Annotated in this window: 20 protein-coding genes; 13 read left to right on the top strand and 7 right to left on the bottom strand. The window is 56.9% G+C overall.

The window, feature by feature from the left end:
* Positions 1 to 25 precede the first annotated feature (25 nt).
* The gene (gene pdeM, locus ABJZ52_RS16215) at positions 26 to 760 is read right to left on the bottom strand and encodes a ligase-associated DNA damage response endonuclease PdeM (RefSeq protein WP_348188290.1); all 735 of its coding nucleotides are present in this window, start codon (positions 758 to 760) and stop codon (positions 26 to 28) included.
* Positions 757 to 3267, bottom strand: a complete 2511-nt coding sequence (locus ABJZ52_RS16210) for a ligase-associated DNA damage response DEXH box helicase (protein WP_348188288.1) — start codon at positions 3265 to 3267, stop codon at positions 757 to 759. The genes pdeM and ABJZ52_RS16210 overlap by 4 nt, the downstream gene beginning before the upstream one ends.
* Positions 3268 to 3405: 138 nt before the next feature.
* Between ABJZ52_RS16210 and ABJZ52_RS16205 the strand changes: the two genes are divergently transcribed.
* The 3 genes from ABJZ52_RS16205 (at position 3406) to ABJZ52_RS16195 (ending at position 5855) form a co-directional block, all read left to right on the top strand.
* A complete protein-coding gene (locus ABJZ52_RS16205) occupies positions 3406 to 4305 on the top strand; it encodes a DUF4189 domain-containing protein (RefSeq protein WP_348188286.1) in 900 nt (299 codons plus the stop codon).
* Positions 4306 to 4385: 80 nt separating this feature from the next.
* Positions 4386 to 5414 carry a ligase-associated DNA damage response exonuclease gene (locus ABJZ52_RS16200; protein WP_348188284.1) on the top strand — a complete coding sequence of 343 codons (1029 nt, stop codon included), beginning with the start codon at positions 4386 to 4388 and terminating at the stop codon, positions 5412 to 5414.
* A 12-nt stretch (positions 5415 to 5426) separates the two neighbouring features.
* Positions 5427 to 5855, top strand: a complete 429-nt coding sequence (locus ABJZ52_RS16195) for a DUF4440 domain-containing protein (RefSeq protein ID WP_348188282.1) — start codon at positions 5427 to 5429, stop codon at positions 5853 to 5855.
* Positions 5856 to 5926: 71 nt separating this feature from the next.
* Here the strand turns inward: ABJZ52_RS16195 and ABJZ52_RS16190 are convergent, their stop codons facing one another.
* Positions 5927 to 8002, bottom strand: coding sequence for a DEAD/DEAH box helicase (locus ABJZ52_RS16190; protein ID WP_348188280.1), 2076 nt, complete (start codon positions 8000 to 8002; stop codon positions 5927 to 5929).
* A 373-nt stretch (positions 8003 to 8375) separates the two neighbouring features.
* Between ABJZ52_RS16190 and ABJZ52_RS16185 the strand changes: the two genes are divergently transcribed.
* From ABJZ52_RS16185 to ABJZ52_RS16175, 3 genes are all read left to right on the top strand, one after another.
* Complete coding sequence (locus ABJZ52_RS16185; protein ID WP_348188278.1) at positions 8376 to 10025, top strand: cisplatin damage response ATP-dependent DNA ligase; 1650 nt, start codon at positions 8376 to 8378, stop codon at positions 10023 to 10025.
* A gap of 57 nt (positions 10026 to 10082) precedes the next feature.
* Positions 10083 to 10703, top strand: coding sequence for a 2-hydroxychromene-2-carboxylate isomerase (locus ABJZ52_RS16180; RefSeq protein WP_348188276.1), 621 nt, complete (start codon positions 10083 to 10085; stop codon positions 10701 to 10703).
* A 146-nt stretch (positions 10704 to 10849) separates the two neighbouring features.
* On the top strand, positions 10850 to 11464 hold the full coding sequence (locus ABJZ52_RS16175; RefSeq protein WP_348188274.1) for a hypothetical protein: 615 nt from the start codon (positions 10850 to 10852) through the stop codon (positions 11462 to 11464).
* Positions 11465 to 11496: 32 nt separating this feature from the next.
* Here the strand turns inward: ABJZ52_RS16175 and ABJZ52_RS16170 are convergent, their stop codons facing one another.
* The gene (locus ABJZ52_RS16170) at positions 11497 to 12366 is read right to left on the bottom strand and encodes a thioesterase family protein (protein ID WP_348188272.1); all 870 of its coding nucleotides are present in this window, start codon (positions 12364 to 12366) and stop codon (positions 11497 to 11499) included.
* Positions 12367 to 12659: 293 nt separating this feature from the next.
* Between ABJZ52_RS16170 and ABJZ52_RS16165 the strand changes: the two genes are divergently transcribed.
* Entirely contained in the window at positions 12660 to 13127 is a 468-nt protein-coding gene (locus tag ABJZ52_RS16165) for a secondary thiamine-phosphate synthase enzyme YjbQ (protein ID WP_348188270.1), read from the top strand.
* Between the two features lie 22 nt (positions 13128 to 13149).
* Here ABJZ52_RS16165 and ABJZ52_RS16160 read toward each other — a convergent pair whose 3' ends face one another.
* Entirely contained in the window at positions 13150 to 13296 is a 147-nt protein-coding gene (locus ABJZ52_RS16160; RefSeq protein WP_348188265.1) for a hypothetical protein, read from the bottom strand.
* A 612-nt stretch (positions 13297 to 13908) separates the two neighbouring features.
* Here ABJZ52_RS16160 and ABJZ52_RS16155 point away from each other — a divergent pair.
* Positions 13909 to 14598: a response regulator transcription factor gene (locus ABJZ52_RS16155; protein ID WP_348188263.1), complete on the top strand. Its 690-nt coding sequence runs from the start codon at positions 13909 to 13911 to the stop codon at positions 14596 to 14598.
* A gap of 36 nt (positions 14599 to 14634) precedes the next feature.
* Here the strand turns inward: ABJZ52_RS16155 and ABJZ52_RS16150 are convergent, their stop codons facing one another.
* On the bottom strand, positions 14635 to 18162 hold the full coding sequence (locus ABJZ52_RS16150) for a PAS domain-containing hybrid sensor histidine kinase/response regulator (protein WP_348188260.1): 3528 nt from the start codon (positions 18160 to 18162) through the stop codon (positions 14635 to 14637).
* 243 nt (positions 18163 to 18405) lie between these two features.
* Here ABJZ52_RS16150 and mscL point away from each other — a divergent pair, with 243 nt between their 5' ends.
* From mscL to ABJZ52_RS16125, 5 genes are all read left to right on the top strand, one after another.
* Positions 18406 to 18831, top strand: a complete 426-nt coding sequence (gene mscL / locus ABJZ52_RS16145; RefSeq protein WP_348184445.1) for a large conductance mechanosensitive channel protein MscL — start codon at positions 18406 to 18408, stop codon at positions 18829 to 18831.
* A gap of 324 nt (positions 18832 to 19155) precedes the next feature.
* Positions 19156 to 20325, top strand: a complete 1170-nt coding sequence (locus ABJZ52_RS16140; RefSeq protein WP_289032822.1) for a PAS domain S-box protein — start codon at positions 19156 to 19158, stop codon at positions 20323 to 20325.
* A gap of 53 nt (positions 20326 to 20378) precedes the next feature.
* Positions 20379 to 20981 (top strand): response regulator, encoded by a 603-nt coding sequence (locus ABJZ52_RS16135; protein WP_213216596.1) that lies wholly within the window; start codon positions 20379 to 20381, stop codon positions 20979 to 20981.
* Between the two features lie 171 nt (positions 20982 to 21152).
* Complete coding sequence (locus ABJZ52_RS16130; RefSeq protein WP_289032824.1) at positions 21153 to 21494, top strand: response regulator; 342 nt, start codon at positions 21153 to 21155, stop codon at positions 21492 to 21494.
* A 312-nt stretch (positions 21495 to 21806) separates the two neighbouring features.
* Positions 21807 to 22526: a helix-turn-helix domain-containing protein gene (locus ABJZ52_RS16125; RefSeq protein WP_209008551.1), complete on the top strand. Its 720-nt coding sequence runs from the start codon at positions 21807 to 21809 to the stop codon at positions 22524 to 22526.
* Positions 22527 to 22667: 141 nt separating this feature from the next.
* Here the strand turns inward: ABJZ52_RS16125 and hemN are convergent, their stop codons facing one another.
* Positions 22668 to 24026, bottom strand: a complete 1359-nt coding sequence (hemN, locus tag ABJZ52_RS16120; RefSeq protein WP_289032826.1) for an oxygen-independent coproporphyrinogen III oxidase — start codon at positions 24024 to 24026, stop codon at positions 22668 to 22670.
* Between the last annotated feature and the right edge of the window lie 7 nt (positions 24027 to 24033).

The following is a 24033-nucleotide window of genomic DNA, read 5'->3' as shown; positions in this document are numbered from 1 at the left end:
GTCCGTGCCGTCGCTCAGTGAACGTCTAGTCCGCGATCAGCCGGGCTGCCGTGAACGGGTAAAGGCGGTTCTCTCCCAATAGAAAAGCCGAAAAACGACGTGGCTCGAACAGTGAAGAGAATGCGTCGTCCATCACATTTAGACCGCCGGTCAATGCGCCGAAGGCAGGTAAGACCAGTCTCGAGCCATCCGTGACAAAGCAAGAGCGCCGGATGGACCGTCCGTAACGGCGCACTCTTGCCGCGGGATGAAGATGCCCGCAAACCTCGCCGCGGCCAGCGTCGTGATCGTCTTCGCGCGGTTCATGCCGAAAGGTCAAAGCGCCGATGGTTACTTCATCCATCGCCTCGCCGCAGAGGCGGACAGGTGCTATCGGGTCGTGATTGCCGGTTATCCAGATCCATTCCCGATCGAGTTGCAAGGTCGCCAGCATCGCGCGATAAGCCGGTGGTAAACGATCAGAGCCATGAGAGTCGTGAAAGCTGTCGCCGAGCGCGATAACCCTAGCTGGATCAAAGGCATACACAACCGCTGCGAGTTTTTCGAGGGTGGCTGCGGTGTCATATGGTGGCAACATAACGCCTCGGCGGGCATATGCGGAGCCTTTTTCAAGATGCAGATCGGCCACCACGAGCGTGGATTGTTCAGGCCACCACAGGATCCCGCTATCGTGCAAGCCGATAGTCTGACCATTGATCTGAATATCGTGGCAAACTGGCACCACGTTGAAATCACTCATGTGGGAGGGCAGAAGTTTCATTGGCCGAGAGCCTCTGTGATCAGATCGTCAGCTGCGTCTTCCAAAATGCTTTCCATGGCCTCACCGTAGATCGGTTCCCGGCCGATCTCGAGTAGGATCGGCACCGCGAGTGGAGATACTCGGCTGAGGCGAGTATGCGTGATTCGACCCTTGATACGCGCAAGAAGTTCGCCCAGACGAGAGATATCCAGAAGTCCTTCGGCTGCATCGTTCCAAGTTGCGTTAAGAAGGATGTGATCAGGTTCATGCGCGCGCAATACGTCGTAAATGAGATCAGACGAGATGGTGACCTGGCGGCCAGACTTTTCTTGCCCTGGATGACGGCGCTCAATCAGTCCGGCGATCACGGCGCAGTTCCGAAAGGTCCGCTTCATCAGACTGGACTCCGCAAGCCAAGCATCCAGATCGTCGCCGAGAATGTCTTCCTCAAACAAGGTGTCGAGAGAAATTTGCCCGCTCTCGAAGAGGGTTGAAAGGTCGCGCAGGCCCCAGATGCTGAGGGCATAGTCATTGGCAACAAAGCCCATGGGTTGTGCGCCGAGACGCTCTAGCCGTTTCGTCAGCAGCATGCCGAGGGTTTGGTGTGCCAGCCGCCCTTCGAAGGGGTAGCAGACCATGTAGTGCTTGTCGGAACGAGGAAAGGTTTCGACCAGAAGGCCATCTTCTTCAGGTAGTTTGGAGTTTTGTTGCTGAAGAGAAAGCCATTCCCCGACCTGCTTTGGCAACTGCTTCCAGCTGGCGGGGGTTGCGAGCATATGCCTGACGCTCTTGGCCAGATAGGTGGAGAGTGGAAACTTGCCGCCCATGTAGGATGGTATCATCGGGGATTGAGATCGCGTCCGCGAGACGAATGCCTCGTTTTCGCGTAAGGCCTCGAAACGTAAAACCTCCCCGCCGAAAATGAACGTATCGCCTGCTTCCAGCTGTTCGACAAACCACTCCTCGATTTCACCGAGCACGCGCCCGCCGCGGCCAATCGGCGATCGGCGTCCTTGAGCTTTCGATTTGACCAGACGCACCTTCAGCATAGGCGCCTCCACGATGGTGCCGACATTCAGACGGTATTGTTGGGCGATCTTTGGATGAGCAATTCTCCAGTTACCGTCTTTGTCTTGCTTCAGCCTTGCGTAACGTTCGTAGCTCTTTAGCGCATAGCCACCGGTGGCGACGAAATCGAGAACTCGGTCGAACGTTTCTCGCTCCAGATGGCGGTAGGTTTCAGAGGACCGGATTTCGCAATATGTTTCATCTGCATTCAGGGGACCAGAGCAGGCTAGGCCAAGCAGGTGCTGTGCAAGCACATCAAGCGCGCCTTCGCGCAGGTCTGGTGTATCCTGATCGCCGCGCCTTGAGGCTGCGAGCGCAGCCTGGCATTCCAGAATTTCGAAGCGGTTGGCGGGAATGAGGACAGCCTTGGAAGGTTCGTCCATTCGATGGTTCGCACGGCCGATCCTCTGTGCGAGTCGGCTTGCGCCTTTTGGGGCACCGATATTCACGACGAGATCGATGTCGCCCCAGTCGATGCCAAGATCGAGAGACGAGGTCGCGACCACGGCCCGCAACTGGCCACCGGCCATAGCTGCTTCGACCTTCCGCCTTTGGCCAACATCAAGAGATCCATGATGCAGGGCAATGGGCAGCGTTTCTTCGTTGATGCGCCAAAGTTCTTGAAAGACAGCTTCTGCCTGGGACCTCGTATTGACGAAAAGAAGCGTGACCCGGTGATTTTTGATGAGCTGATACATGTCGTCGAGCGCGTAGCGCGCCGAGTGCCCTGACCAGGGAATTCGCTCTCGTGACGCAAGAATGTCGATATCAGGAGCCGCTCCGCCAGCGACTTGCACGACATGCGATTGCGCTCTGAGTGCAGGATCTGGCTGATGAACCAGATAGGCGCGCAGATCTTCCGGTCTAGCAACGGTCGCAGACAGACCAATGGTTTTGAGCCGGGGCGCAATCTTTCTCAACCGGGCAAGGCCAAGGGCGAGAAGGTCGCCGCGCTTGGAGGTCACCAGGGCATGGAGTTCATCGAGAATGATGGTTTCCAACGATGCGAAGAGCTTTTCCGACGCAGGGTCAGACAGCAGCAATGCAATCTGCTCCGGTGTGGTGAGCAGCATGTCGGGCGGATTCGTTTTCTGTCTTTGCCTTTTATGGGAGGGGGTGTCTCCCGTGCGCGTCTCGATCCGGATATCCAGGCCCATTTCTGAAACAGGTGCGTCCAGATTTCGGGCGATGTCGACCGCAAGAGCTTTCAAAGGTGAGATATAGAGCGTGTGGATACCCGTTGAGCCGATGCTGCCGGGTTTTCGCGATCCCCGTTCCGACAACTCAACCAGGCTTGGCAGGAAACCTGCCAACGTCTTTCCCGCGCCGGTCGGCGCAATCAGGAGCGTGGAATGGCCGCTGGAAAGCTGGTCAAGGAGGGCTAGCTGATGCGGACGGGCGCTCCAGCCGCGACTGTCAAACCAGTTTTTGAAACGATCGGGGAGCAAGCCTTTATCCATGGAAGTGTTTTTAAGGCGGTTCTGGCCACTTGGCGAGGCTAACAAATGTGTTCCAGGTCACAGCGTTCATTCGCGGTTCAGATAGGGTACAGCTAACTGGCGACACTTTATGAAAGTGATTAGGAAGGGGCTTAGAAGATGAAATCAATTTGGGTCGTCGCAGCAACGCTGTGTCTGTCTGCATCTGCAATTGATCATGCGTCCGCAAGCGCAGATAGCGAGTACCGCTGTTCCATGGGTAATGGCAGCGCTATCGTTAAGGTCGTTCCCGAAGAGGGAAGGGCATACTATGAAGATGCCAATTCTCGTTTTTCGATGAAGCCATATCAGGAAAACGTCTATGCAAATGAGGCTGAAGAGATCTCGCTCGAGATGAAGGGACGGCGCGCGACACTCTGGTTCGGCGATGCATCCTTTCCTTGCGAGAGTGTCTTCGCGCAGCCGATTGCCCACGGGCAGGCCGAAGCGATCAATGCCGTCGGGCAGTCTCTTGGTGGAAAGTTGAGAGACGGGCCAGGGACCAATTTTCGCCAGATAGGCAGTGTGGCAGAAGGCACTTGGCTGACAATTCTGAACAACACGAACGTTCGCTTTGATGGCTATGACTGGTTTGAGGTGGTCTTCGACAACGGCAAGCGCGGCTATCAATGGGGTGGCATCATGTGCTCGAATGGCCCGAGGATCGAGGGCATCTACAGTTCGTGCCAAAACATCTCACAGGCGCCCACAAACCAGTCGACCATCACACGTAAAGGCCGCGGCTTCATGGCCTTTGCAGTTGGTAGCGATGGACGCTTTGGTCATGGTGCGGGTGGAACTGTAGCTGATGCCGAGAGATTTGCGATGCAGTACTGCGGCGAGCAGGGTTGCCAGATCTTGGACGTCACAGACGCGAAGTGTCATGCTCTTGCCCAGGTGCCCGGCGGATCCTGGTTCGGAGCCGGGCAGAATGAGCAGGCCGCAAGGAACTTCGCCCTCGGGTTTTGCACCAATGCCGGGGCTTCCGGGTGCAAGATTGAGTACACCCACTGCCAATAGCCGTGGCGAAAGGCTCGGTCGCGAATGCTGACTGAATAGGTGGGCTGGTTATTTGAACCAGCCCACCTATTCTCTTTGTCATGTCCGATCTCCTGACCCTCACTCCGGAAGGCCTCTATTGCCCGGCGATCCAGGCCCATATCGACCCGGTCCGACCGGTCGAACGGGCAGTCATCACCCACGCTCATGCGGATCACGCGCGGTCAGGTCATGGCGCTGTGTTGGCCACACCCCAGACGCTCGATATCATGGGCCTGCGTTACGGCGCAGACTTTTGCGGCCAGCCGCAGTCCTTGCACTATGGCGAGAAACTCGATCTTTCCGGCGTTGAGGTTTCACTCCACCCGGCGGGTCATGTTCTTGGGTCTGCGCAGGTGCTTTTCTCTGGCGAGGGGGGGAGGACTGTGGTCTCGGGCGACTACAAGCGGCAGTCCGATCCGACCTGCGCGGCTTTCGAACTTGTCACCTGTGACACCTTCGTGACCGAAGCGACATTCGGTCTTCCCGTTTTCAGGCATCCTCCGGCTCTTCAGGAAGTGCAAAAGCTGCTGACCTCGCTGAAACTCTTTCCGGACAAGACCCACTTGGTCGGTGCCTATGCGCTGGGCAAGGCGCAGCGGGTCATCGGCGAGCTGCGGGCAGCCGGTTATGACCGAACAATTTATCTGCACGGTGCATTGGTCAATTTGACCAACTACTATGAAGAACAGGGGATCATGCTCGGTCCTGTGGAAGCTGTCGCAAGGCGGGGTAAGGAGCTGACCGGCGAGATCGTCCTGTGCCCACCCGGTCAATTGGCAGACCGTTGGGCGCGGCGCTTTGGTGACACGGTGACGGTCATGGCCTCAGGATGGATGCGTGTCCGTGCAAGGGCGCGGCAGCGTGGCGCCGAACTTCCTTTGATCATGTCTGATCACGCCGATTGGGATGACCTCTGCAAGACCATCATCGAAACCCAAGCCTCACAGATCTGGGTGACACATGGTGCTGAGGAAGCTCTTGTGCATTGGTGTGAAATCAATGGACGAAAGGCCCGTCCTCTCAATATGATAGGCTATGACGACGAGGAAGAGACCGCGGTCTCTGACACGGCTCTCGAGACCGGCTAGCAGGAGAAAGCCATGTCTGATCAAATCGATATGGAGCCCGCAACGGAGCCGCATGATAACGGCAAGAGCGAGGCCGAAGAAGCGATAGCCCAGCTGTTCGAAGACTATTTGACCGGCTTCAACGATTTCGATGCAGAAAGGATCTGCGATTGCTTTGCGCTGCCGACGACCATCTGGCAGCATGAAAAGGGTCACGTCTTCAATGATGAAGAAGAGCTGCTTGAGAATGTAGAAGCCTTGCTCTCGGCTCTCGACAAAGAGGGCGTCACCGTATCCGAATTCAATGTGGCTTCAAGCCACATCAGCGGGGCATCTGCGCTGGTAACGCTCGACTGGAGTCAGGAAAGTTCCAGCGGCGAGACTGCGCTTGAATTCACCTGCCACTATCAGCTGCTTCAAGACGGTGACGATTGGTTGATCGCCATGATCATCAACGAGTGATCAAATGAAAAACGGAGGCCTCTGGCCTCCGCTTTAATGTTTTATCCGATCACGTCGCACCCCGCCTAGATCTAGGCCTTGGAAGCCTTGCGTTCAGCACGAGACGGCTTGCCCTTGGCGGCTTTCTTTTTGCCTGCGCCTTTCGCTGCGCCGGGCTTCTTGCCCTTGGAGGGCTTGCGTGGTCCGCGCTCTTCGTCAGACTTCGCCGGGCGGACGACGTTTTCACGCTTCGGCTTTTCCTCGCGATTGCCGCCGCCGAGCTGCTTTGCATCCAGAGGTTCAAATGCCGGATGGGAAGGGGCCGGATCGTCGTCATTGAAGCGGCGCCGCTTCTTGCCCTTGGGCGCAAAGTCGCGCCCGGAACCGTCACGTGGTGGGCGGGCACGACGGCCTTCGCCATCGTTGCGATCTTCGCGGCCACCCTCGTAGGCGTCACGGCCGCCGCGTTTGAACGGGCGATCGCTGCCACGATCCCGGGGAGGTCCGCGGCGTCCACGGTCCTCTGACGGCGGAGCCTTGGCTCCCTTGGCATCAAGGACCTGGATGGTGACATTTTCCTCGCCAGAGCCGTCGCGCTTGATCACGTCCGCGTAGCGCTGGGCGTGCTCGCCGTCGATCTCGAAGCGGGTCTCGTTCTGGAAAATCTTGATTGCACCGACTTCACGCTTGGTGACGTGACCTGCTCTACAGATCATCGGAAGAAGCCATCGCGGATCAGCTCGATGCTTGTGGCCCAGCGAAAGGCGGAACCAGGTGCCTCCTTCGAACTTGCCCTGAATCTCCGCGGTGCGCCCGCCTCGTTCACCTGGGCCGCGTCCGCGCAGGTTGTCTTCTGTCGCTTCAGAAACATCTTCTGCAGCGGGAAGCCGGGCCTGATGCAATTTGACGAAGGCAGCTGCAATCTTCTCGGCGCCGTGTGCTTCGAGAAGTTCGCGTGCAATCGCCAGATCGTCGCCATCAAGATCCGCAGAAAGGGACGGGTCCGCGAGTAGCCGTTCCTTGTCCTTGGCGCGAATGGCAGCTGCCGTCGGTGCTGGCTTCCAGGCGACTTTAACACCTGCGAACTGGAGCGTTCTTTCAGCAGCGCGTCGACGCGGATAGGGCACCATAAGCACGCAAGTGCCCTTGCGGCCTGCGCGACCGGTACGGCCTGACCGGTGCAAAAGCGCGGCTTTACCGGTTGGCAAGTCAGCGTGGATGACAAGATCAAGGTTTGGCAAGTCAATACCGCGCGCGGCGACATCGGTCGCAACGCAGACGCGTGCGCGGCCGTCTTTCATGGCTTGAAGCGCATTGGAGCGCTCCGCCTGGCTCAGTTCCCCAGAAAGCGAAACGATCGAGAAGCCACGGTTTGCAAGGCGGCTGGTCAGACGCTTGACCGCCTCACGGGTCGAGCAGAAAAGAATGGCCTTTTCAGCTTCATGAAGTCGCAAGACGTTGATAATTGCATTTTCGCGCTCATTCGGGGCGACTGGATGGGCGATGTATTCAATGTCGCCATGCTGTTCGCGTGCACTGACGGTATTCAGACGGACCGCATCTTTTTGAAAGCGTTTCGCCAGATCCGCAATCTGACGCGGGACCGTTGCCGAGAACATGAGCGTGCGTCGGCTGGCAGGCGCTGCATCCAGAATGAATTCGAGATCTTCGCGGAAACCCATGTCGAGCATTTCATCGGCTTCATCAAGGACGACGGCGCGTATCTGCGACAGATCCAGCGCGCCGCGCTCGATATGGTCCTTGAGACGACCGGGCGTGCCGACGACGATATGGACACCGCGCTCCAGGGCACGGCGCTCAGTCCGGGGGTCCATGCCACCAACGCAGGATGTAGTCTGCGCGCCGGCTTCCTTGTAGAGCCATGTCAGCTCTTCCTTGACCTGAAGGGCCAGCTCGCGGGTTGGCGCAATTGCCAGCGCGATCGGAGCGTCTGCTTTGCCAAGCGCAGGCTCATCTCCAAGAAGTGTTGGCGCCAGTGCGAGGCCGAATGCCACGGTCTTGCCCGAACCGGTCTGGGCTGAAACGAGAAGGTCAGCGGCGGGCGGAGCGTCCTTGAGGATACTTTCCTGCACGGGCGTGAGGGTCTCGTAGCCGCGGTTTGCCAAAGCGGTTGCCAACGCCGGGGTGACGTTATTGAAGTCGGTCATTAAGCTCTTTCAAAGGAAACAGGCGCCGCGCAGGAGGCTTGAACAGCCATTCTTTGCGATCGGGCGCAAAACTATTTGACCCGTGTATAGGGGGGAAAGCACGAAAGGTCCATAGAAACCGTACAGTGGTTGTGGTTCCCATAGCTGTTTTCCGGCAAATCGATGCAACTGAGCAGACGCGGACAGCTGCAGCTTATTCGAGTGACGTCTGGAAACCTGGTTCGTCGAGATATGCCGGCGCGTTCAAACCAGGATGGAAACGCAGGTGGCAGTCGTGACACGCGATAAATGTTGTCCTTTGGCCTGAGCGGCCCATCTTAGTTTTGGCAAGGCCCTGAAGACGAGGCGGGGCGCAACTTCCGGGTCTTGATTTATGCTCGCATTCTCCAGCCTTCTTGATCGTCTCTCCTTTGAGCCTCGTCGCTCTGCAAAGGAGGCGATCTTGTGCGATTACCTACGACGCAGCGAAGACCCGGACCGGGGGTATGCACTTGCCGCTCTGACCGGGGATATGACCTTCAAGAACGCCAAACCTGCTCTTTTGAGAGCTCTGATCGCCGATCAAACCGATCCCAGGCTCTTCGAACTCTCCTATGATTTTGTAGGGGATCTCTCCGAGACCATTGCTCTGCTTTGGCCTGCTGCGCCGGGTTCTTTAGATAATGTGGCCGCGCCATCCCTCGCCGAGGTGGTCACAAAACTGGACCTGACGAGTAAGTCAGAACTCCCGGGTGTGATCGCCAGCTGGCTTGACGCACTTGACGAGACTGGACGGTGGGCCCTGTTGAAACTTGTCACCGGAGGTCTGCGTGTTGGCGTTTCGGCACGCCTGTCCAAAACCGCTGTGGCACGTTTGGGTGATCTTGACCCAAATCAGATCGAGGAGGTCTGGCATGGCCTGAAACCTCCCTATGAGAGTCTTTTTGCATGGGTTGAAGGCAAGGCCGGCCCGCCAGACACGAGTGATCCGGCACCCTTTCGACCGGTCATGCTTGCTCACCCGCTCGATGAGGAAAAAGATCTCGAAGTCTTGAGCGCAACAGACTTTTTTGCCGAGTGGAAGTGGGATGGTATTCGCATTCAGGCAGCGAGCGGCGTCGATAAGGCCGGGACCAGGGTGTCACGGCTCTACTCGCGCACAGGTGAGGACATTTCCAGAGCATTTCCGGACGTGGTCGGCCTTCTCGATTTCGATGCGACACTGGATGGCGAGTTGCTCATCGTCTCGGATGGAAAGGTTCGGCCGTTCTCGGATCTGCAACGTCGTTTGAATCGCAAAACGGCAAGTTCAAAACTGATTGCTGAGTATCCGGCGGCGATCCGCGTCTATGATCTGTTGTCACTTGAAGGCGAAGATTTGAGGTCGTTGCCGTTTCTGGAGCGGCGAGGCAGGTTGGAGACCTTCCTTCGCGCAGTGGACAATCCGAAACTGGACCTCTCGCCGGAAATTCAGGTCTCTGACTGGGCGGATTATGCTCAGGCAAGAAAGGCTCCGGCCGAGTTTTTACCAGGGTCAGACGCGTCTGCGGTCGAGGGGCTGATGTTAAAGAGGCGCGACGCTCCCTATGTCCCGGGTCGGCCAAAGGGGCAATGGTTCAAGTGGAAACGTGAACCGTTCCTCGTGGATGCCGTCTTGATGTATGCGCAGAGGGGACACGGCAAGCGCTCCTCCTTTTATTCTGACTACACGTTTGGCGTCTGGCGCGCTGAGGCTGGAGAAGATGTCCTGGTACCGGTTGGAAAGGCTTATTTCGGCTTCACCGACGAAGAGCTTCGGGAGATCGATCGCTTCGTTCGAAACAACACGGTCAATCGGTTCGGTCCTGTCCGGGAAGTGACACACGACCGTGAGACCGGGCTGGTTCTGGAAATTGCGTTCGAGGGGTTGAACCGTTCGACGCGCCACAAGTCCGGACTTGCGATGCGCTTTCCCCGGATTTCCCGTTTGCGCTGGGACAAGAAGCCTGCGGATGCAGACAGGATTGCGACACTTGAGACGCTTTTGACAGCGACCCAGGCTTGATTTGCAGCCCCGCACCGGTAAGCGTTGCGGTCAACAGCATCATCGGGAGGTCGTGTCATGGGCGAGACGATAGATTATTTTTACTCGCATGTTTCACCGTGGGCTTACCTCGGGCATAACGTGGTGAGGATGGTTGCGGAAAAGCATGGCGCGGTCCTTCGAGCGCGACCAGTCGATCTGTCAGGCGTGTTCGACGCCTCGGGTGGATTGCCGCTCGGCAAGCGCCATCCTGCGCGCCAAGCCTATCGGTTTATCGAATTGCAGCGCTGGCGGGACAAGCGCGGTGTACCCCTTTCCTTCGAGCCAAAATTCTTTCCGACGAAGCCGGGACTGGCTGACCGCAGCGCAATTGCCTTGGCGCAGGCCGAGGGCCCCGCGTGGGAATTCTCAGCCGCGATGTTCAAGGCTATTTGGGTCGATGATTTGGATATCTCCGAAGAGCACGTCGTACGACAGGGACTTGTCGACGTGGGCGTTCATCCGGATGAGGTGTTATCCAGGGTTGAAGGTGAAGACGTCAGCATTCAGTACCAGCAAAATCAGAAGGACGCCGCTGAAGCTGGCGTGATCGGCTCTCCTTGCTACGTTTTAAGGGGGGAGCCATTCTGGGGACAAGACCGCATTGATCTTCTCGAAGACGCGCTCATCAGTGGGCGACCCGGTTATACTTCGTTGTAGTCTGCGGACGGGCGAGACGAGTAAACGCACTTTCCCGAAGAAGATCAGTCTGAGGTCACCCTTTTGCCATCTCAAACTGAAAAGCATCAATTAACCTGCCACAAGATCAGAACGATGTGGCAAATGGATCTGCGAGAAGAGGTGAAATGGCGCTAGGGACGAGAAAAATCACTTGTTTGAAGTGGGGCCTGATCGCATTGGCGGGCATGACTTTCGCCTCGCCTTTGCTGACAAATGCACACGCAGAAGAACAGGCTGCGATCGAGCCTGAGAGCGATGTGGATCAGAAAGCAGATCTCGCACAGCAGCAGCGCTATGCACTTGTTCCCTCCGGCGATGACATTCTTCGGATCGATCGGGAGGCAGGTAGCGTCAGCTTTTGCCGCAAAGCCAACGATATCTGGCGTTGTGTCCCGGCGCCGCTGGCAGAGGAAGCCTATCTGGCCGAAATTGCGTCGCTTGCCGATGAGGTCGATCAGCTGAAAGCAAGACTTCACGAGCTGGAGGCAGATGCTACCAATACGCCTCTGGGCCTGGAACAGCCCGGATCGGGAGAGGGAGCAGCTTCGCCTGGGATCAAAGGTGAGGCACCCGCTGCCGGCAACGCCGACAGGGAGATGGGCGAAGACACACCGCTGTCCGAAGAGGATGAAGCTCAGCTAGAGCAAATGCTGAACTTTTCCGAAAAGGCGATGCGCCGCTTTTTTGGTCTGATGAAGGACCTTAGAGATGAGCTTGAAAGTCCTGCTGACAGTGACTGACGTCGCACATCACTCTCCTTTAACTGGCACTCTTACCTCTGATTGAGGCGCGGTATGTCTTTTTGAGCGCCTTCTGGAAGCGGAACGGCCTTTCTCGTTGTCAGGTCCATGACGAGTGCCACCACATCGCAAATTGCGGCCAGCCGTTTCGTGCGGCTTTCAAACAGGTGATGGCGGATGCTGAAGGTTTTTTCCTGTGCGCCTGTTGGTGCGCTTGCGACCAGGAACATGTCCCCCGTCTTGAGGGGAGAAAGCCAGGAAAGCTTCATTTCGACGGCTACGCGTCCGTAGTTGTGCCGGCTCAAATATTCATGTGTCATTGGCGTTCTTTGCCAGACGTGAGCCACGGCATCGGTGAAAGCAGATAGGGCAAAGCCATCGTCTGCGCGGCCATCGGATCCGACGTGGCGAGGCAGTACCGTTCCGCGGAAACAGATTTCAGCGCCAGCCGCCAGCGTGGCATTAAGCGTTGCGCGCGAACCGGCATGAGAGGCAGCGATGCCGCGCGGCGCTGCGTCTACAGGCATGTTACCAAGCACGGACTTGAAACGACTTCTCAAGTCTTTCGCAGATGCGGTTCCGGGCTCGTATCCGTCAATTGCCGTCGCGGCCAGATCCCCGGTGCCGCTGTTCCGCAGTTCGTGTACGACGGTCAGCATATGTGGACCATCGAAGGCAATGAAGGATTTGACGGCAATAAGGTCGCCGGTCCTCAGTTCCTTGTGATAGCGAACGTGACGCACACGCCGGGCGCCAACAACGGCATCGCTGAGACCGCTTAAGAGTTGAAATTGCCTGTCGGCTTCTTCGAATCGGCTGAAGTAAAACTGAACGTTCAGGTGGTCGTTTTCATCACATTCCCAGCGGTTGACGAATGAGAATAGTGTATCTTGAGCGTTCATTGCCGTTTTTTGCCTATTTTTCTAGAGCTGTTCTGTATTAAAATTGGTTGTGTTTTTTTGGACTTCCTCCTGGGTGAGGAGGAGTTTAATACTTGAACATTGATCTTATATTTGTCGATAAACCGGTGATTGTATTTGTTTTTCTGATTGTTTCTGAAGTATCTCGAATCCTTTATTTGAGAGGTGCTGAGGAGCATTGGTCAGGGGGCGTCTCCACACTGGTCATACTGTGTGCTCAGGCAGTAGAGTGTTGGCTCAAGATTTTGCCTCAAACGGATAGGGAGCCTTGGACAATGACGTTGAACCCCATAGGTGTGTGGACCCTTGATGGTGACGGGACGCAACTACGCCAGGTGATGGGGCGCCTCGTGGTTTCTACGGCTCCGCGCGGCTTTCATTCACTTACGGAGCCGGTCAATCGATGGCTGGCAGAAAACTCTGCCGGAGATGGACTGCTGACCGTATTCTTGAGGCACACATCTGCTTCGCTGGTCATTCAGGAAAACACCGACCCGGATGTCCAGTCGGATTTGGTTGACGCTCTGGATCGACTGGCGCCAGAGGACATCAACTATCGGCACAGCCTGGAGGGCCTTGATGACATGCCAGCTCACGTCAAGGCCATGCTGACAGGAGTCAGCTTGCAGGTGCCTGTCGTCGGTGGTCGCCTGGATCTTGGGACGTGGCAGGCGCTTTATCTGACTGAGCACCGGGCGCAAGGGCATCAGCGGTCGGTCACAATGCACTATTTGGGCACTTGATAGAGGTGTCAGCCGACCTGTCTCAGGGCACAGCTGGTGTGTGAAATGCGGGCGTTGCTGTTGCTGCCAGACTGCGATCGCCTTCAAAGGCGAAGCCTGGATTTGAGTATTTTCCCGCGGTGGCGCCAACGAGAATCAAGGCTATCAAACCGTAGAGCCAGATGTTCATCTCGCATATCCTTCGCAAGATGTGGTGATGGGGTCCGAAATCTGCCGTGCACGTATTTTTGTGATTGAACTTTAGTCTATATTAGACTTTAGGATAGTGTATGGCAATATCAACTGATGTCTGCATGTTGTGCAGTGCGATGACGTTGTGAAAATCACTTGGTTGCCGACCTTTGTCTTGGATGACGCTAGGGACGCTACGAGTTGGCGTTTTGGGGTGATCTCCTGCGGGGGCAGAGCGAAACCGGCAGTGTCCAGGTCGGCGTGGCACAACAGAAAACGTGTCGCCAGTGCACCGTAAGCCTAATGACGGATTTGACTTGAGAATTCATTGCAGTGCAAACATGCTGGCTAGAATAATTGAAGCAGAACCTGGATATTACGCCAGGCTAAAGCAGAAATGGGGGGCATGGAGCACTTGGGGCGCATTCTTCATCCGCTTACCGGGCAAACGCCGCGACATCTCGTGGCGTTCGCAGGCACGCTTTCGCAGGTATAGGCCGGACAGACTTGTCTGTTGGTTATTGTCTCGATGGATGAATCGACAGGTTGGTTTTGGAAGCAAGGCCAAGTTGAAGAGCCAGGGCTTTTGCCGAAAAGGGAGGAAACCGGAGTGCCGGACACAGCAGCGTTTCGTTTTATCATTGCCGATGATCATCCGCTGTTTCGGGGGGCGTTGAAGCAGACACTCGAGACGCAATACCCCAACGCGCGCATCGACGAGGCCGGCGCCTTGGAGGATGTCACCGGAAAGTTGGAAGAAGGCGGCGATGTGGATCTCATATTGCTCGATCTTACGATGCCGGGCATGCGCGGCTTCTCCGGCTTGATGTACCTGCGGGCACAATATTCCGGCGTGCCGGTTGTGATTGTCTCAGCCAACGAGGAAGCGCAGGCGATCCGCCGTTGCATTGAGTTCGGGGCCTCAGGCTTTATTCCAAAGTCCCACGGGATCGAGGTTATCCGGGAAGCGATCGCGGCCGTTATGGAAGGCAACATGTGGACGCCGCCGGAGGTTGATCTCGGGGCCGATGATGGCAGTGCAGATCTCGTGCAGCGCCTCTCGACACTGACACCTCAGCAGGTGCGTGTGCTTATGATGCTGTCGGAAGGCCTTCTGAACAAACAGATCGCATATGAGCTTTCTGTGTCCGAAGCGACCGTCAAGGCGCATGTGTCGGCGATCCTTCAAAAACTCGGCGTGGAAAGCCGCACCCAGGCAGTGATTGCCGCTTCGAAAATCGAGGCCGGTCAATGGCAAATGGGCGGCGAAGGTGAGGGGCAGGCCGCTGACGCGACCTGATCTAATGGCCTCAGACACTCTCTTTCAATAGTCGGATTACTCGGCAGCCTTGAGCCCTGCTCGGCAGCGGGCAAGGTGCGCTCGCAAGGCTGCCGGCTTGACCGGTTTGTTGAACATGTCGATTGATTTGGCCGCCGCCTCCGCGCGAACGGCGCGGCTTCGATCCGCCGTCACCAGGAGCGCGGGTAGATCGGCGCCGAATTTCCATCGCAGTCGGACGACGGCTTCAATCCCGGTACCTTCATCGAGATGATAGTCTATCACCACGATGTCCGGGGTCTTGTTCTCTTCCGCAAGGTGTTGAACCGCTTCGAGGTCATCCCTGGCCGTAATCACATCGCAATGCCAGTTCTCCAAGAGGTGGCGCATGCCATTGAGAATGTCGGGCTCGTTGTCGATCGCCAGCACGGAAAGTCCGTCCAGCTGGCCGGCGGCGACGGGAGCCTTGGGTGCAGCGACTTCCTGCGGCACGGGGGCTGCCTGGGGTAGCTCTACGCGGAAGCAGGAACCACTTCCAGGATCTGAAGCGAGCCGAACCGGATGATCCAGCACGTGAGAGATGCGATCCACGATGGATAATCCGAGGCCGAGCCCCTTGGCAACGCGCATACCGTCGTCAAGCCGTTGAAATTCTTCAAAGATCAACTTCTGTTTGGTCTCCGGTATGCCCATGCCTGTATCATGAACTTCGACAACCACCTTGCCGCCACGGTGCCTGCAGCCGACCAGAACCTTGCCATGGGCGGTATATTTGACAGCGTTCGAAACCAGGTTCTGCAGCAAGCGGCGCAGGAGCCTGCGGTCCGAGCGGATCGAAACGCTCGTTGAGACAAAACGCAGATCAAGACCCTTGTCCCGGGCAACCGGTTCGAATTCCAGTTCCAGAGCCTTGAGAAGCACATCAAGGCGGAAGATCGTCTGCTCCGGCTTGAGGGCGCCCGTGTCCAGGCGGGAGATGTCGAGAACTGCGCCAATAATGTCTTCGACAGATTCGAGGGCTGCCTCAACGTTCCGCACGAGACCGCCGCTCTCGCCTTCCTGCAATTGATCGACCAGCACTGATGCATAAAGCCGTGCGGCATTCAGCGGCTGCAGGATGTCATGACCGGCCGCAGCCAGAAAACGCGTCTTGCCGATGTTGGCTTCTTCGGCAGCGTGCGTCGCCTGAACCAGACGCTGGTTGACGTGAGTGAGCTCTTCGGTTCGCTCCCGGACGCGCCGCTCAAGCGTTTCGTTGGCACGCGCAAGCGCATCCTCTGCCATGACCCGCTCGGTGATATCGGTATAGGTCGTCACGATGCCGCCATCGGGCATCGGGCTGATTCTGACTTCCAGGACAAGTCCGGAGGATGTCATGCGCTCCTGGAAGGTTTCCTGAACAACCACCAGTTTTTCCAGTCGATCGGCAACAATCGCTTCTACGGGACCGTCGCCGTGTTCGCCGCGAACGGCGTTGTGTCGAATGATCGTATCGAGTGTCGTTCCGACTTGACCGTATTCGGAAGGCAGGCCGAGGAGGTCGCGGAATTGGCGGTTCCAGCAGATGAGCCGCAGGTCTCGGTCAAAGACGCCGATGCCCTGCCGGACCTGATCAAGCGCAGTCTGCAAGAGGTCGCGGTTATACTGGATCGCCGCCGAAGCGTCGTCGAGCAGTTTGACGGCGCCCTTTGTGGAAGGATCGTGCCGTTTCAGCATCAGTGACAGAACAAGACGCGAAGAAGCCGCGCCGATTGCGCTGGCCAGCAGCTGCTCGGAAAAGCGCAGGAGGTTTGCGTCGGCGGTGGCATCCGGGTCGAGCACAAGGCCGCGTTCCCGCGCATAGCGGTTGAAGGATCGGTCTGTCCGTTCCTCTCCAAGGTATCTGGCGATGGTCGCCTTGAGGTCGCCGCTGGTAACGCTTGTGCGCCACAATCGCAGGCCGGGAGCCGGGGCAAGGTCAACCGGAACAAAGATATTGGCTTGCAGTTTTTCAGCAGGTTCCGGTTGGCGCATCAGCGACACAACGACGAAGAGGAATACGTTGGTCAGAAGGCTCCAGAGCGTCCCGTGAACAAACGGGTCAAGCTCCATTCCGAAAAGTGACTGGGGCTTGAGAATCTCAAGCCCCAACGGCCCGGTCTGAAGAATTGTACTGGAAATCAGTCCTGATTCCGCGAACGTCGGCAGCAGCAAGGTGTAGAGCCATAAGGCAAAGCCAACGACCATTCCCGCGATCGCGCCACGCGCAGTTGCCCTGCGCCAGACCAGCGCCCCGACAAAGGCCGGTGCAAACTGTGCGATGGCGGCAAAGGATAAAAGCCCGATGGATACGAGCGCAGCCGTGTCGCCTGCCGTTCGATAATAGGCGTAGGCGAGCAGCAAGATGGCGAAGATCGCGGTTCGGCGGACGTTGAGCAACAGACGGCTCATGTCCTTTCCGCTGACCGCGACGATCTCGTCTTCACTGCGCCGACGCAGGATCAGCGGCACCACGATGTCGTTTGAAATCATGATCGCAAGAGCGACAGTGGCCACGATGACCATCGCTGTTGCCGCCGACAGGCCTCCGATGAACGCAAAAAGCGCCAGCCAGTGCTGTCCTGAATCGATTGGCAGGGCGAGTACAAACGTGTCTGGATTGATGTCTTCGCCAAAACGCAGCAGGCCGGCCGCTGCGATCGGTACGACAAACAGGTTGATCAGGATCAGGTAAAGCGGAAACAGCCAGACGGCGCGCCGCAATTCTGCTTCGGAGTTGTTCTCGGTCACCGTGACGTGGAACTGTCGCGGAAGAAGAATCACCGCAAAGGTCGACAGTACCGTCATGACCAGCCATTTGCCCTGATTGATCGGCTGCTCAAAGACCTCTGCAACTTCCGGCGCGCCGGAGATGGCCCGGACCAGGTCGAAAGGGCCGTCGTATAGAGAATAGGTGACCCAAAAGCCGACTGCGAGGAAGGCGACCAGTTTGACAATCGCTTCTGCAGCGATCGCCAGCATCAGGCCTTCCTGGTGTTCTGTTGCATCGATGTGGCGTGTGCCGAACAACCAGGTGAAAATGGCCATGCCGATCGCGATCAGCAACGTGATGTCGTCAAAAACGGGGAAGTAACCACTGCCACCTTGCGGCATCAGTGGCCCGATCATTGTGGTGATTGACTGGGATACGGCTTTTAGCTGCAGGGCAATGTAGGGGATGATGCCTATGACGGCGATGATTGTTGCAACCGCAGCTACCGACTGGCTCTTGCCATAGCGTGCACCAATGAAATCGGCGATCGAAGTTATACGCTCGGTTTTGGCGACCCTTATGATCCGGCGCAAGATCGGGTAGCCAAGGGCAAACACCAACATCGGACCAATGTAGATCGTCAGGAATTCCATGCTGTTGCGGCTTGCGCCACCGACCGAGCCGTAGAACGTCCAGGATGTGCAGTAGACGGAGAGTGAAAGGGCATAGATGAACGGCCTGCCACGTCTTCCCGGTACGAACCGGCGTGGCATGCGGTCGCCATAGGTTGCGATGGCAAAGAGCAGCAGGATGTACCCTACAGCCGAAAATATCACGAGCCATCCATGCAGCATGTGCGGGCTCTTCCCTCCCTGCTATCCGTCCTGTCCTGATGGTCTCATCAGGCTCTCAAGAGATCCAGACGCTCAGAGACTGGATCCGATCATAAGTGCCTTGTTGTGTCTATTGGTCTTGCGGTTGAGGCCAAGCTGCGAGAAATCTGCTTGTCGGAAGGTTCATAAAGGTTCTATTTACCAACCGACAGAAAATCATTCCGGTTTTCTGTTCGGGGAAAAGTCTAACGGGGACTACCTTTAATGTTGAAAGAATTCAAAGAGTTTGCCGTCAAAGGCAACATGGTCGACATGGCTGTCGGCATTGTCATCGGTGCAGCATTCAGCGCAATCGTTTCATCTATGGTCGATGATATCATCATGCCACCAATCGGTTTGATGTTGGGTAATATCGACTTTTCCGAGATGTTTCTGCTCTTGAAACAGGGCACGCCTGAAGGCCCCTATGCAACAGTAGCTACCGCAAAGGAAGCAGGTGCAGTAACCTGGAACATCGGCCTCTTTATCAATGCCATCATCAAGTTCGTGATCGTGGCTTTCGCGATTTTCATTGTGGTCAAGGGTGTGAACAACATGCGTCGCAAGGAAGAAGCAGCGCCGGCGGCACCTGCAGCTCCTGCAAAGGAAGTTGTTCTGCTTGAGGAAATTCGCGACCTGTTGAAGAAGTAAATTCTACTCTTTGGTGTGATGCGCAACCGGGCTTCTCTGAGAAGTCCGGTTGTTTTTTTGAAGGAATACACTGAGTTGATCAGCCGCAGCGGTGGCTTGAAATGGCGAGTGGCCGAGGATCGCGAGGTTCGCGCCCTATTTTGTTGCGATCTTGTGAAAATTCACGATCTTGCCACGCCTCAATGCGGCTCGTAGGAACGAAACTATTGATCGAATTGTTGAATGGGTCGCAGCGCAGGCTTGAGACTATGCCTTGCCGAGTTACGTGATTACCCTTAAACCTGAATTCGAAAGCGTCCTCGAAGTGGGCTTGGGACCGGGGCGATGGATCAGGGACTAGACGAACATAGCGAGCGGCAAGCGACCGTCTCTGACGCACGTCTGGCGAGTGTTTTTGACACCGCTGCCGATGGCATCGTCGTGATTAATGAACGCTGTCAGGTGCTTGCCTTCAACAAGGCATGTGAGAAGCTGTTTGGCTACACGGCCGCCGAACTGATTGGCGACAACGTCATGAAAATCATGCCGGCAGATTTCGCCGCTGCACATGACGGTTTTGTTCAGCATTATCTCGATACCGGCGAGAAGAAGATCATCGGAATTGGCCGCGAGGTTCGTGGACGGCACAAGGACGGTACGGAGTTTCCTGTTGAGCTGTCCGTCGGCGATGCGTCGACCAGCGAAGGTCGTCAGTTCATCGGCATCCTGAGGGATCTGAGGTCCCGGAAGTCCGTCGAAGAAAGACTGGCTCAGGCCCAGGCACAACTCGTCCACATGACCCGTATCAGTGCCATGGACGAGATGGGCGCAGCGATCGCGCATGAACTCAACCAGCCGCTGACGGCCATCTTGCTCTACCTGCAATCGGTATCCCGCAAGGCCGGGGCAAGCGCCGACTTTGATCCGATGATGCTTAGCGTCATTTTGAAGGCGGAAAAGGAAGCCGAGCGCGCCGGTGAAATCATTCAACGGATGCGCCAGCTTGTAGAAAAGAAAGAGCCGGAGCGTGAGCAAATCGAGGTTGCTTCCTTCGCGAAGGCCTGTATCGAGCTCGTCGAGCTCGGCACCAATGAGCGCCGCTCTCTGTTCACGTCTTCCGTAGAGCCCGGATTGCCGACGCTCCCCGCCGATCCGGTTCAGATCAGGCAGGTCTTGGTCAACTTGCTGAAAAACGCGCGTGAAGCGGTCAGCGATAGCAAGACCAAGAATGTTCACCTGGCGGTCGACCTGAAGGATGGCTTTGTCGAATTTCAGGTCAGTGATACGGGAACAGGGGTTCCCGAGGATTTGGTACCTGAACTCTTCAAGGCCTTTACCGGCAAGAAGCAGAAGGGCCTCGGATTGGGGCTCGCCATTTCAAGGTCAATCGCCCAGAACCACGGCGGTGACCTCTTGCTCGGCCCAAGCGTTTCCGGGCGCGGAGCAACATTTATCTTGAAATTACCGGTCGGTACTGCGCGTCGCGCAAATGACGCCGGCGCACTGTGTGACTGAGCACGGCTGATGTCGAACGGCAGGCCGGTGCAAATTGGAAGGACGTGACAAGAATGACGAACGATGCGAAAGCCATCTACATCGTTGATGACGACCCGGCGGTGCGTGACGCGCTGTCTGTCGTGTTCAGCATGGAGGGTTTCGTGGTTGAGACCTTTTCAGATGGCGACACGTTCGTAAATTCCGCGAGCAAGACCCATCCGGCCTGTGTTGTTCTTGATGTCCATATGCCGGGCCGCTCCGGTATCGAAATCCTGAAGGCGTTGAATGGCGAGGATTATCCCGCGCCGATTTTCATCATCTCCGGCCAGGGCGATATCCCCATGGCGGTCGAGGCGATCCGGAACGGTGCCTTTGACTTCATTGAAAAGCCCTTTACCGCAGAGACCGTGGTGGGCCGGATCAATGATGGCATCGCGGCGATGGAAAAGCGTCAGCTGGAAAACGACCCGACCGTCTTTGAGGGGTCGGATCTTTTGACCCGACGGGAGCGTGAAGTCCTGCAGGAAATCACCGGCGGAGCCTCAAACAAGGAAGCAGGTCGTATCCTGGGGATCAGTCCAAGGACCGTTGAGGTTCACAGGGCCCGGATCATGGAAAAACTGGGTGCCCGAAACGCGGCTGACCTGGTTCGGATTGTCCTGGGCCGGGCATAGAACAAGACAGGTGGCGTCATCTAGGCGCCGCTTCTGATTGCAGCCGCCGCAAACACATACTCTGAGTACGGCTTTCGCAGCGAAAATTCGTGTTTGTGCGTACTGAAAACCCGCATGTTTTGCTCTACATTAGGTAGTCTGTACCAGTCTGAATTCTGAAAGCAAAACTCCGTGCGTATTCACATAATCGAGGATGATCTGGCGGTCTCTGATGCCTTGGCCACTGTTTTGAGTGTCCTTGGTCATGCACCGCTTTGCTATCCCGATGCGGAGAGTTTTCTGGCAGAGCCTGCACCTGATTCCGAAGATCTGGTGATTGTTGATCTGGGCCTTCCTGGCATTGGCGGGGAGGAAGTGGTTCGGCGCCTGGAGCTGAACCAGGAACCGCCACGGGTGATCGTGATTTCCGGCCATTCGAAGTCCAAGCTGGAGCGAAAGCTGCCACAGTTTGCCTCCATGACTGTACTGCGCAAGCCTCTGTCATTTCCGGCACTTGCAGAACATTTGAACTGATTTCCCCTTCCAGAAAATCTCCCGAGGCGATCCGTCTCAATCGGTAAAAAACGCGACCTTCTTGGTGTGCTTCATGCCGCTCGATCTGCGGGTAACTGCTTAGGGATACTTACGTATTCCATATGGTAACTATGTAGTTGGCCTTACGCATTCGACCGAATTTCTTGATCGAGATCATCGGTCTAGCTTGTTCTTAGCAAGGGCGTTGGGCAGTCGGACGGGACTGAGCCAACACTGACCGGGATAGGCAGAAGATGATCTTCTGTTCCTCATGTCTATTGTGCCCCTTGCTGCGTAAAGGAGGGGTCTGAAATGGCATACCTGGAACACGAAGCGAACGGTCAATATGGCGCTGCGCGGGCGGCTGCACGCCCCATGGCAGTGGCAACTCAACCGACATTTGAGGCCTTCGGCGCCAAACTCACGAAATTCGGCGCGCATGACGTCGTGTATTACGAGGGCGACGAGGCAAAACGTCTCTATCAGCTGGCCAGCGGCACGATCATGCTCTTCAAGCTGCTCCCGGACGGACGGCGCCAGGTTGTCGAAATCCTGCGCCCCGGCGACATCTTCGGTTTGTCCGCCGGTGAGGAACAGGACTGCACCGCTGAAACGCTGACTGAAGCGACGGTTCGTGAAGTTGACCTGAAGCAGGTCGAAGCATCGGTTGATCTTCAGCGCCAGCTCACAAAGTGCTTGACCAACCAGATGAACATTCTGCACGAACACGCAGTGTTGCTAGGCCGCAAGTCTGCCGTCGAGCGCGTCGCATCGTTCTTGATGTACCTCGTGCCCAACCGTGGTGGCGGTGTTGGCTGTGTCGGACCTGATCCGAGCAAGTCAGACGATGGGTGTGATCTCCAGCTGCATATGACGCGCCAGGAAATCGCGGACTATCTCGGTCTGACGATCGAAACCGTGAGCCGTGTGGTCTCCGACCTCAAGCGCCGCGGCGTGATCCGGATCGACCGGTCCGACAAGATCCATCTGAACCGGATTTGCGGTCTTTGCCAGATGACGGGCATTCACTGAGTTCCCAAAAACTTCGGGGCCCACCGAACTGTGCATCCTCCCATCGGCCCCCTTGCCGGCGCAGCCCCTGCGCCGGCTGTTTTGCGCCGGACGTGGGCGGGGAAAGATTGACCGAGGAAACCTCGCCACCAAAACTTATGCTCAAACTGCCATGGAATGCTTGCCCGCGCCGGCGTCTCGCCCGCCAAGATAGGCATCGAAAGCTGCCGCGGCGAGGCGGACATAGCTCTGACCTCTTTTCGGAATGACCACCGTCCAGCCATCCAGCCGAACCAGACCCTGGTCGACCAGCTCCTGAAGTGCATCCATCGACGGCAAAAGATCAACTGGTTCGGTGCTGAACTGTCGACAGGTCTCTTCGATGTCGCACAGATGATTGGTCATCAGTTGTTCGATGATGCTGCCGCGCAGGCGGTCATCAGTGCTCAGTGCCATGCCTTTGGCAACAGGAAGCTTGCCATCGGCAATGGCCCGGCTCCAATGCCTGACATCAGGCATGTTCTGGACGTAACCTTGGCTGAGCTTCCCGATTGACGAAACGCCAAAACCGATCAGCTGGTCGCCCGTGTCCGTCGTATAGCCCTGGAAATTGCGCCGCAACTCTCCCTGTTGCTCCGCGATCGCCATGGAATCGTCCGGTCTGGCAAAATGATCGAGGCCGATCGCCAGGTACCCGGCGCTCAAGAGGTCGGCGCGAGCCGCTTCAGCGAGGGCAAGGCGCTCTGCAGCGGAGGGAAGGCGGCTTTCATCAATCAGGCGCTGATGTTTTTTCATCCATGGCACATGGGCATAGCCGAAGAGCGCAATCCGGCCCGGATTCAGCTCAACGGTGCGCGCAACCGTGTCACGGATGGTCTCTAGCGATTGTTCCGGCAAGCCATACATCAGGTCGAAGTTCAACGCAGCCAGACCGGCATGCCGCAGCCGCTCCGTTGCGGTCTTGACGAGGTCATAGGACTGAACGCGGCCAATTGCGACTTGAACAGTGGGGTCGAAATCCTGAACGCCAAGGCTTGCCCGATTGACACCCATCGTCACCAGCGTTTCGGCGAGGGATGCGCTGACGTAGCGTGGATCAAGCTCGATGGCGTGTTCGATGTCTGGTGATAAATCAAACAGGACCCGCATCATCCCGGCAAGGTCTAGAAGGCTCTGCTCAGGCAACAGGCTAGGCGTCCCGCCGCCCCAGTGAATGTGCCTGACCTGACCCGGTGTCTTGAGGTGATCGGCGACCAGTTCCAGCTCTTGACCAAGCGTTTTGGCGTAGGAAAGAAGCGGGGCCTCCTGGCGCGTTGCCTTGGTGTAGCAGCCGCAGTAGTGGCACATCTCACGGCAATAGGGGACGTGCAAATAGAGCGAGAGGCTGTCTCGAGGTGACAGCGCGCCAAGCCAGTCCGAATAGATCGCGTCGGTAACGCCCGCATTAAAATGCGGCGCAGTCGGATAACTGGTGTAGCGCGGCACGTTGCGCATGGCATAGGATGAGAATGTGTCAGTCATTCCGGCA

This window comes from Roseibium sp. (genome assembly GCF_039982295.1).
Taxonomy (GTDB): Bacteria; Pseudomonadota; Alphaproteobacteria; order Rhizobiales; family Stappiaceae; genus Roseibium.
The sequence above is the reverse complement of the archived record's forward strand: the minus strand, read 5'-3'. Positions and strand labels throughout refer to the sequence as shown.

Coding starts and splice junctions, on each gene's coding strand:
- pdeM (WP_348188290.1), bottom strand. CDS start 760: ATGAAACTTCTGCCCTCCCACATGAGTGATTTCAACGTGGTGCCAGTT.
- ABJZ52_RS16210 (WP_348188288.1), bottom strand. CDS start 3,267: ATGGATAAAGGCTTGCTCCCCGATCGTTTCAAAAACTGGTTTGACAGT.
- ABJZ52_RS16205 (WP_348188286.1), top strand. CDS start 3,406: ATGAAATCAATTTGGGTCGTCGCAGCAACGCTGTGTCTGTCTGCATCT.
- ABJZ52_RS16200 (WP_348188284.1), top strand. CDS start 4,386: ATGTCCGATCTCCTGACCCTCACTCCGGAAGGCCTCTATTGCCCGGCG.
- ABJZ52_RS16195 (WP_348188282.1), top strand. CDS start 5,427: ATGTCTGATCAAATCGATATGGAGCCCGCAACGGAGCCGCATGATAAC.
- ABJZ52_RS16190 (WP_348188280.1), bottom strand. CDS start 8,002: ATGACCGACTTCAATAACGTCACCCCGGCGTTGGCAACCGCTTTGGCA.
- ABJZ52_RS16185 (WP_348188278.1), top strand. CDS start 8,376: ATGCTCGCATTCTCCAGCCTTCTTGATCGTCTCTCCTTTGAGCCTCGT.
- ABJZ52_RS16180 (WP_348188276.1), top strand. CDS start 10,083: ATGGGCGAGACGATAGATTATTTTTACTCGCATGTTTCACCGTGGGCT.
- ABJZ52_RS16175 (WP_348188274.1), top strand. CDS start 10,850: ATGGCGCTAGGGACGAGAAAAATCACTTGTTTGAAGTGGGGCCTGATC.
- ABJZ52_RS16170 (WP_348188272.1), bottom strand. CDS start 12,366: ATGAACGCTCAAGATACACTATTCTCATTCGTCAACCGCTGGGAATGT.
- ABJZ52_RS16165 (WP_348188270.1), top strand. CDS start 12,660: ATGACGTTGAACCCCATAGGTGTGTGGACCCTTGATGGTGACGGGACG.
- ABJZ52_RS16160 (WP_348188265.1), bottom strand. CDS start 13,296: ATGAACATCTGGCTCTACGGTTTGATAGCCTTGATTCTCGTTGGCGCC.
- ABJZ52_RS16150 (WP_348188260.1), bottom strand. CDS start 18,162: ATGCTGCATGGATGGCTCGTGATATTTTCGGCTGTAGGGTACATCCTG.
- mscL (WP_348184445.1), top strand. CDS start 18,406: ATGTTGAAAGAATTCAAAGAGTTTGCCGTCAAAGGCAACATGGTCGAC.
- ABJZ52_RS16140 (WP_289032822.1), top strand. CDS start 19,156: ATGGATCAGGGACTAGACGAACATAGCGAGCGGCAAGCGACCGTCTCT.
- ABJZ52_RS16135 (WP_213216596.1), top strand. CDS start 20,379: ATGACGAACGATGCGAAAGCCATCTACATCGTTGATGACGACCCGGCG.
- ABJZ52_RS16125 (WP_209008551.1), top strand. CDS start 21,807: ATGGCATACCTGGAACACGAAGCGAACGGTCAATATGGCGCTGCGCGG.
- hemN (WP_289032826.1), bottom strand. CDS start 24,026: ATGACTGACACATTCTCATCCTATGCCATGCGCAACGTGCCGCGCTAC.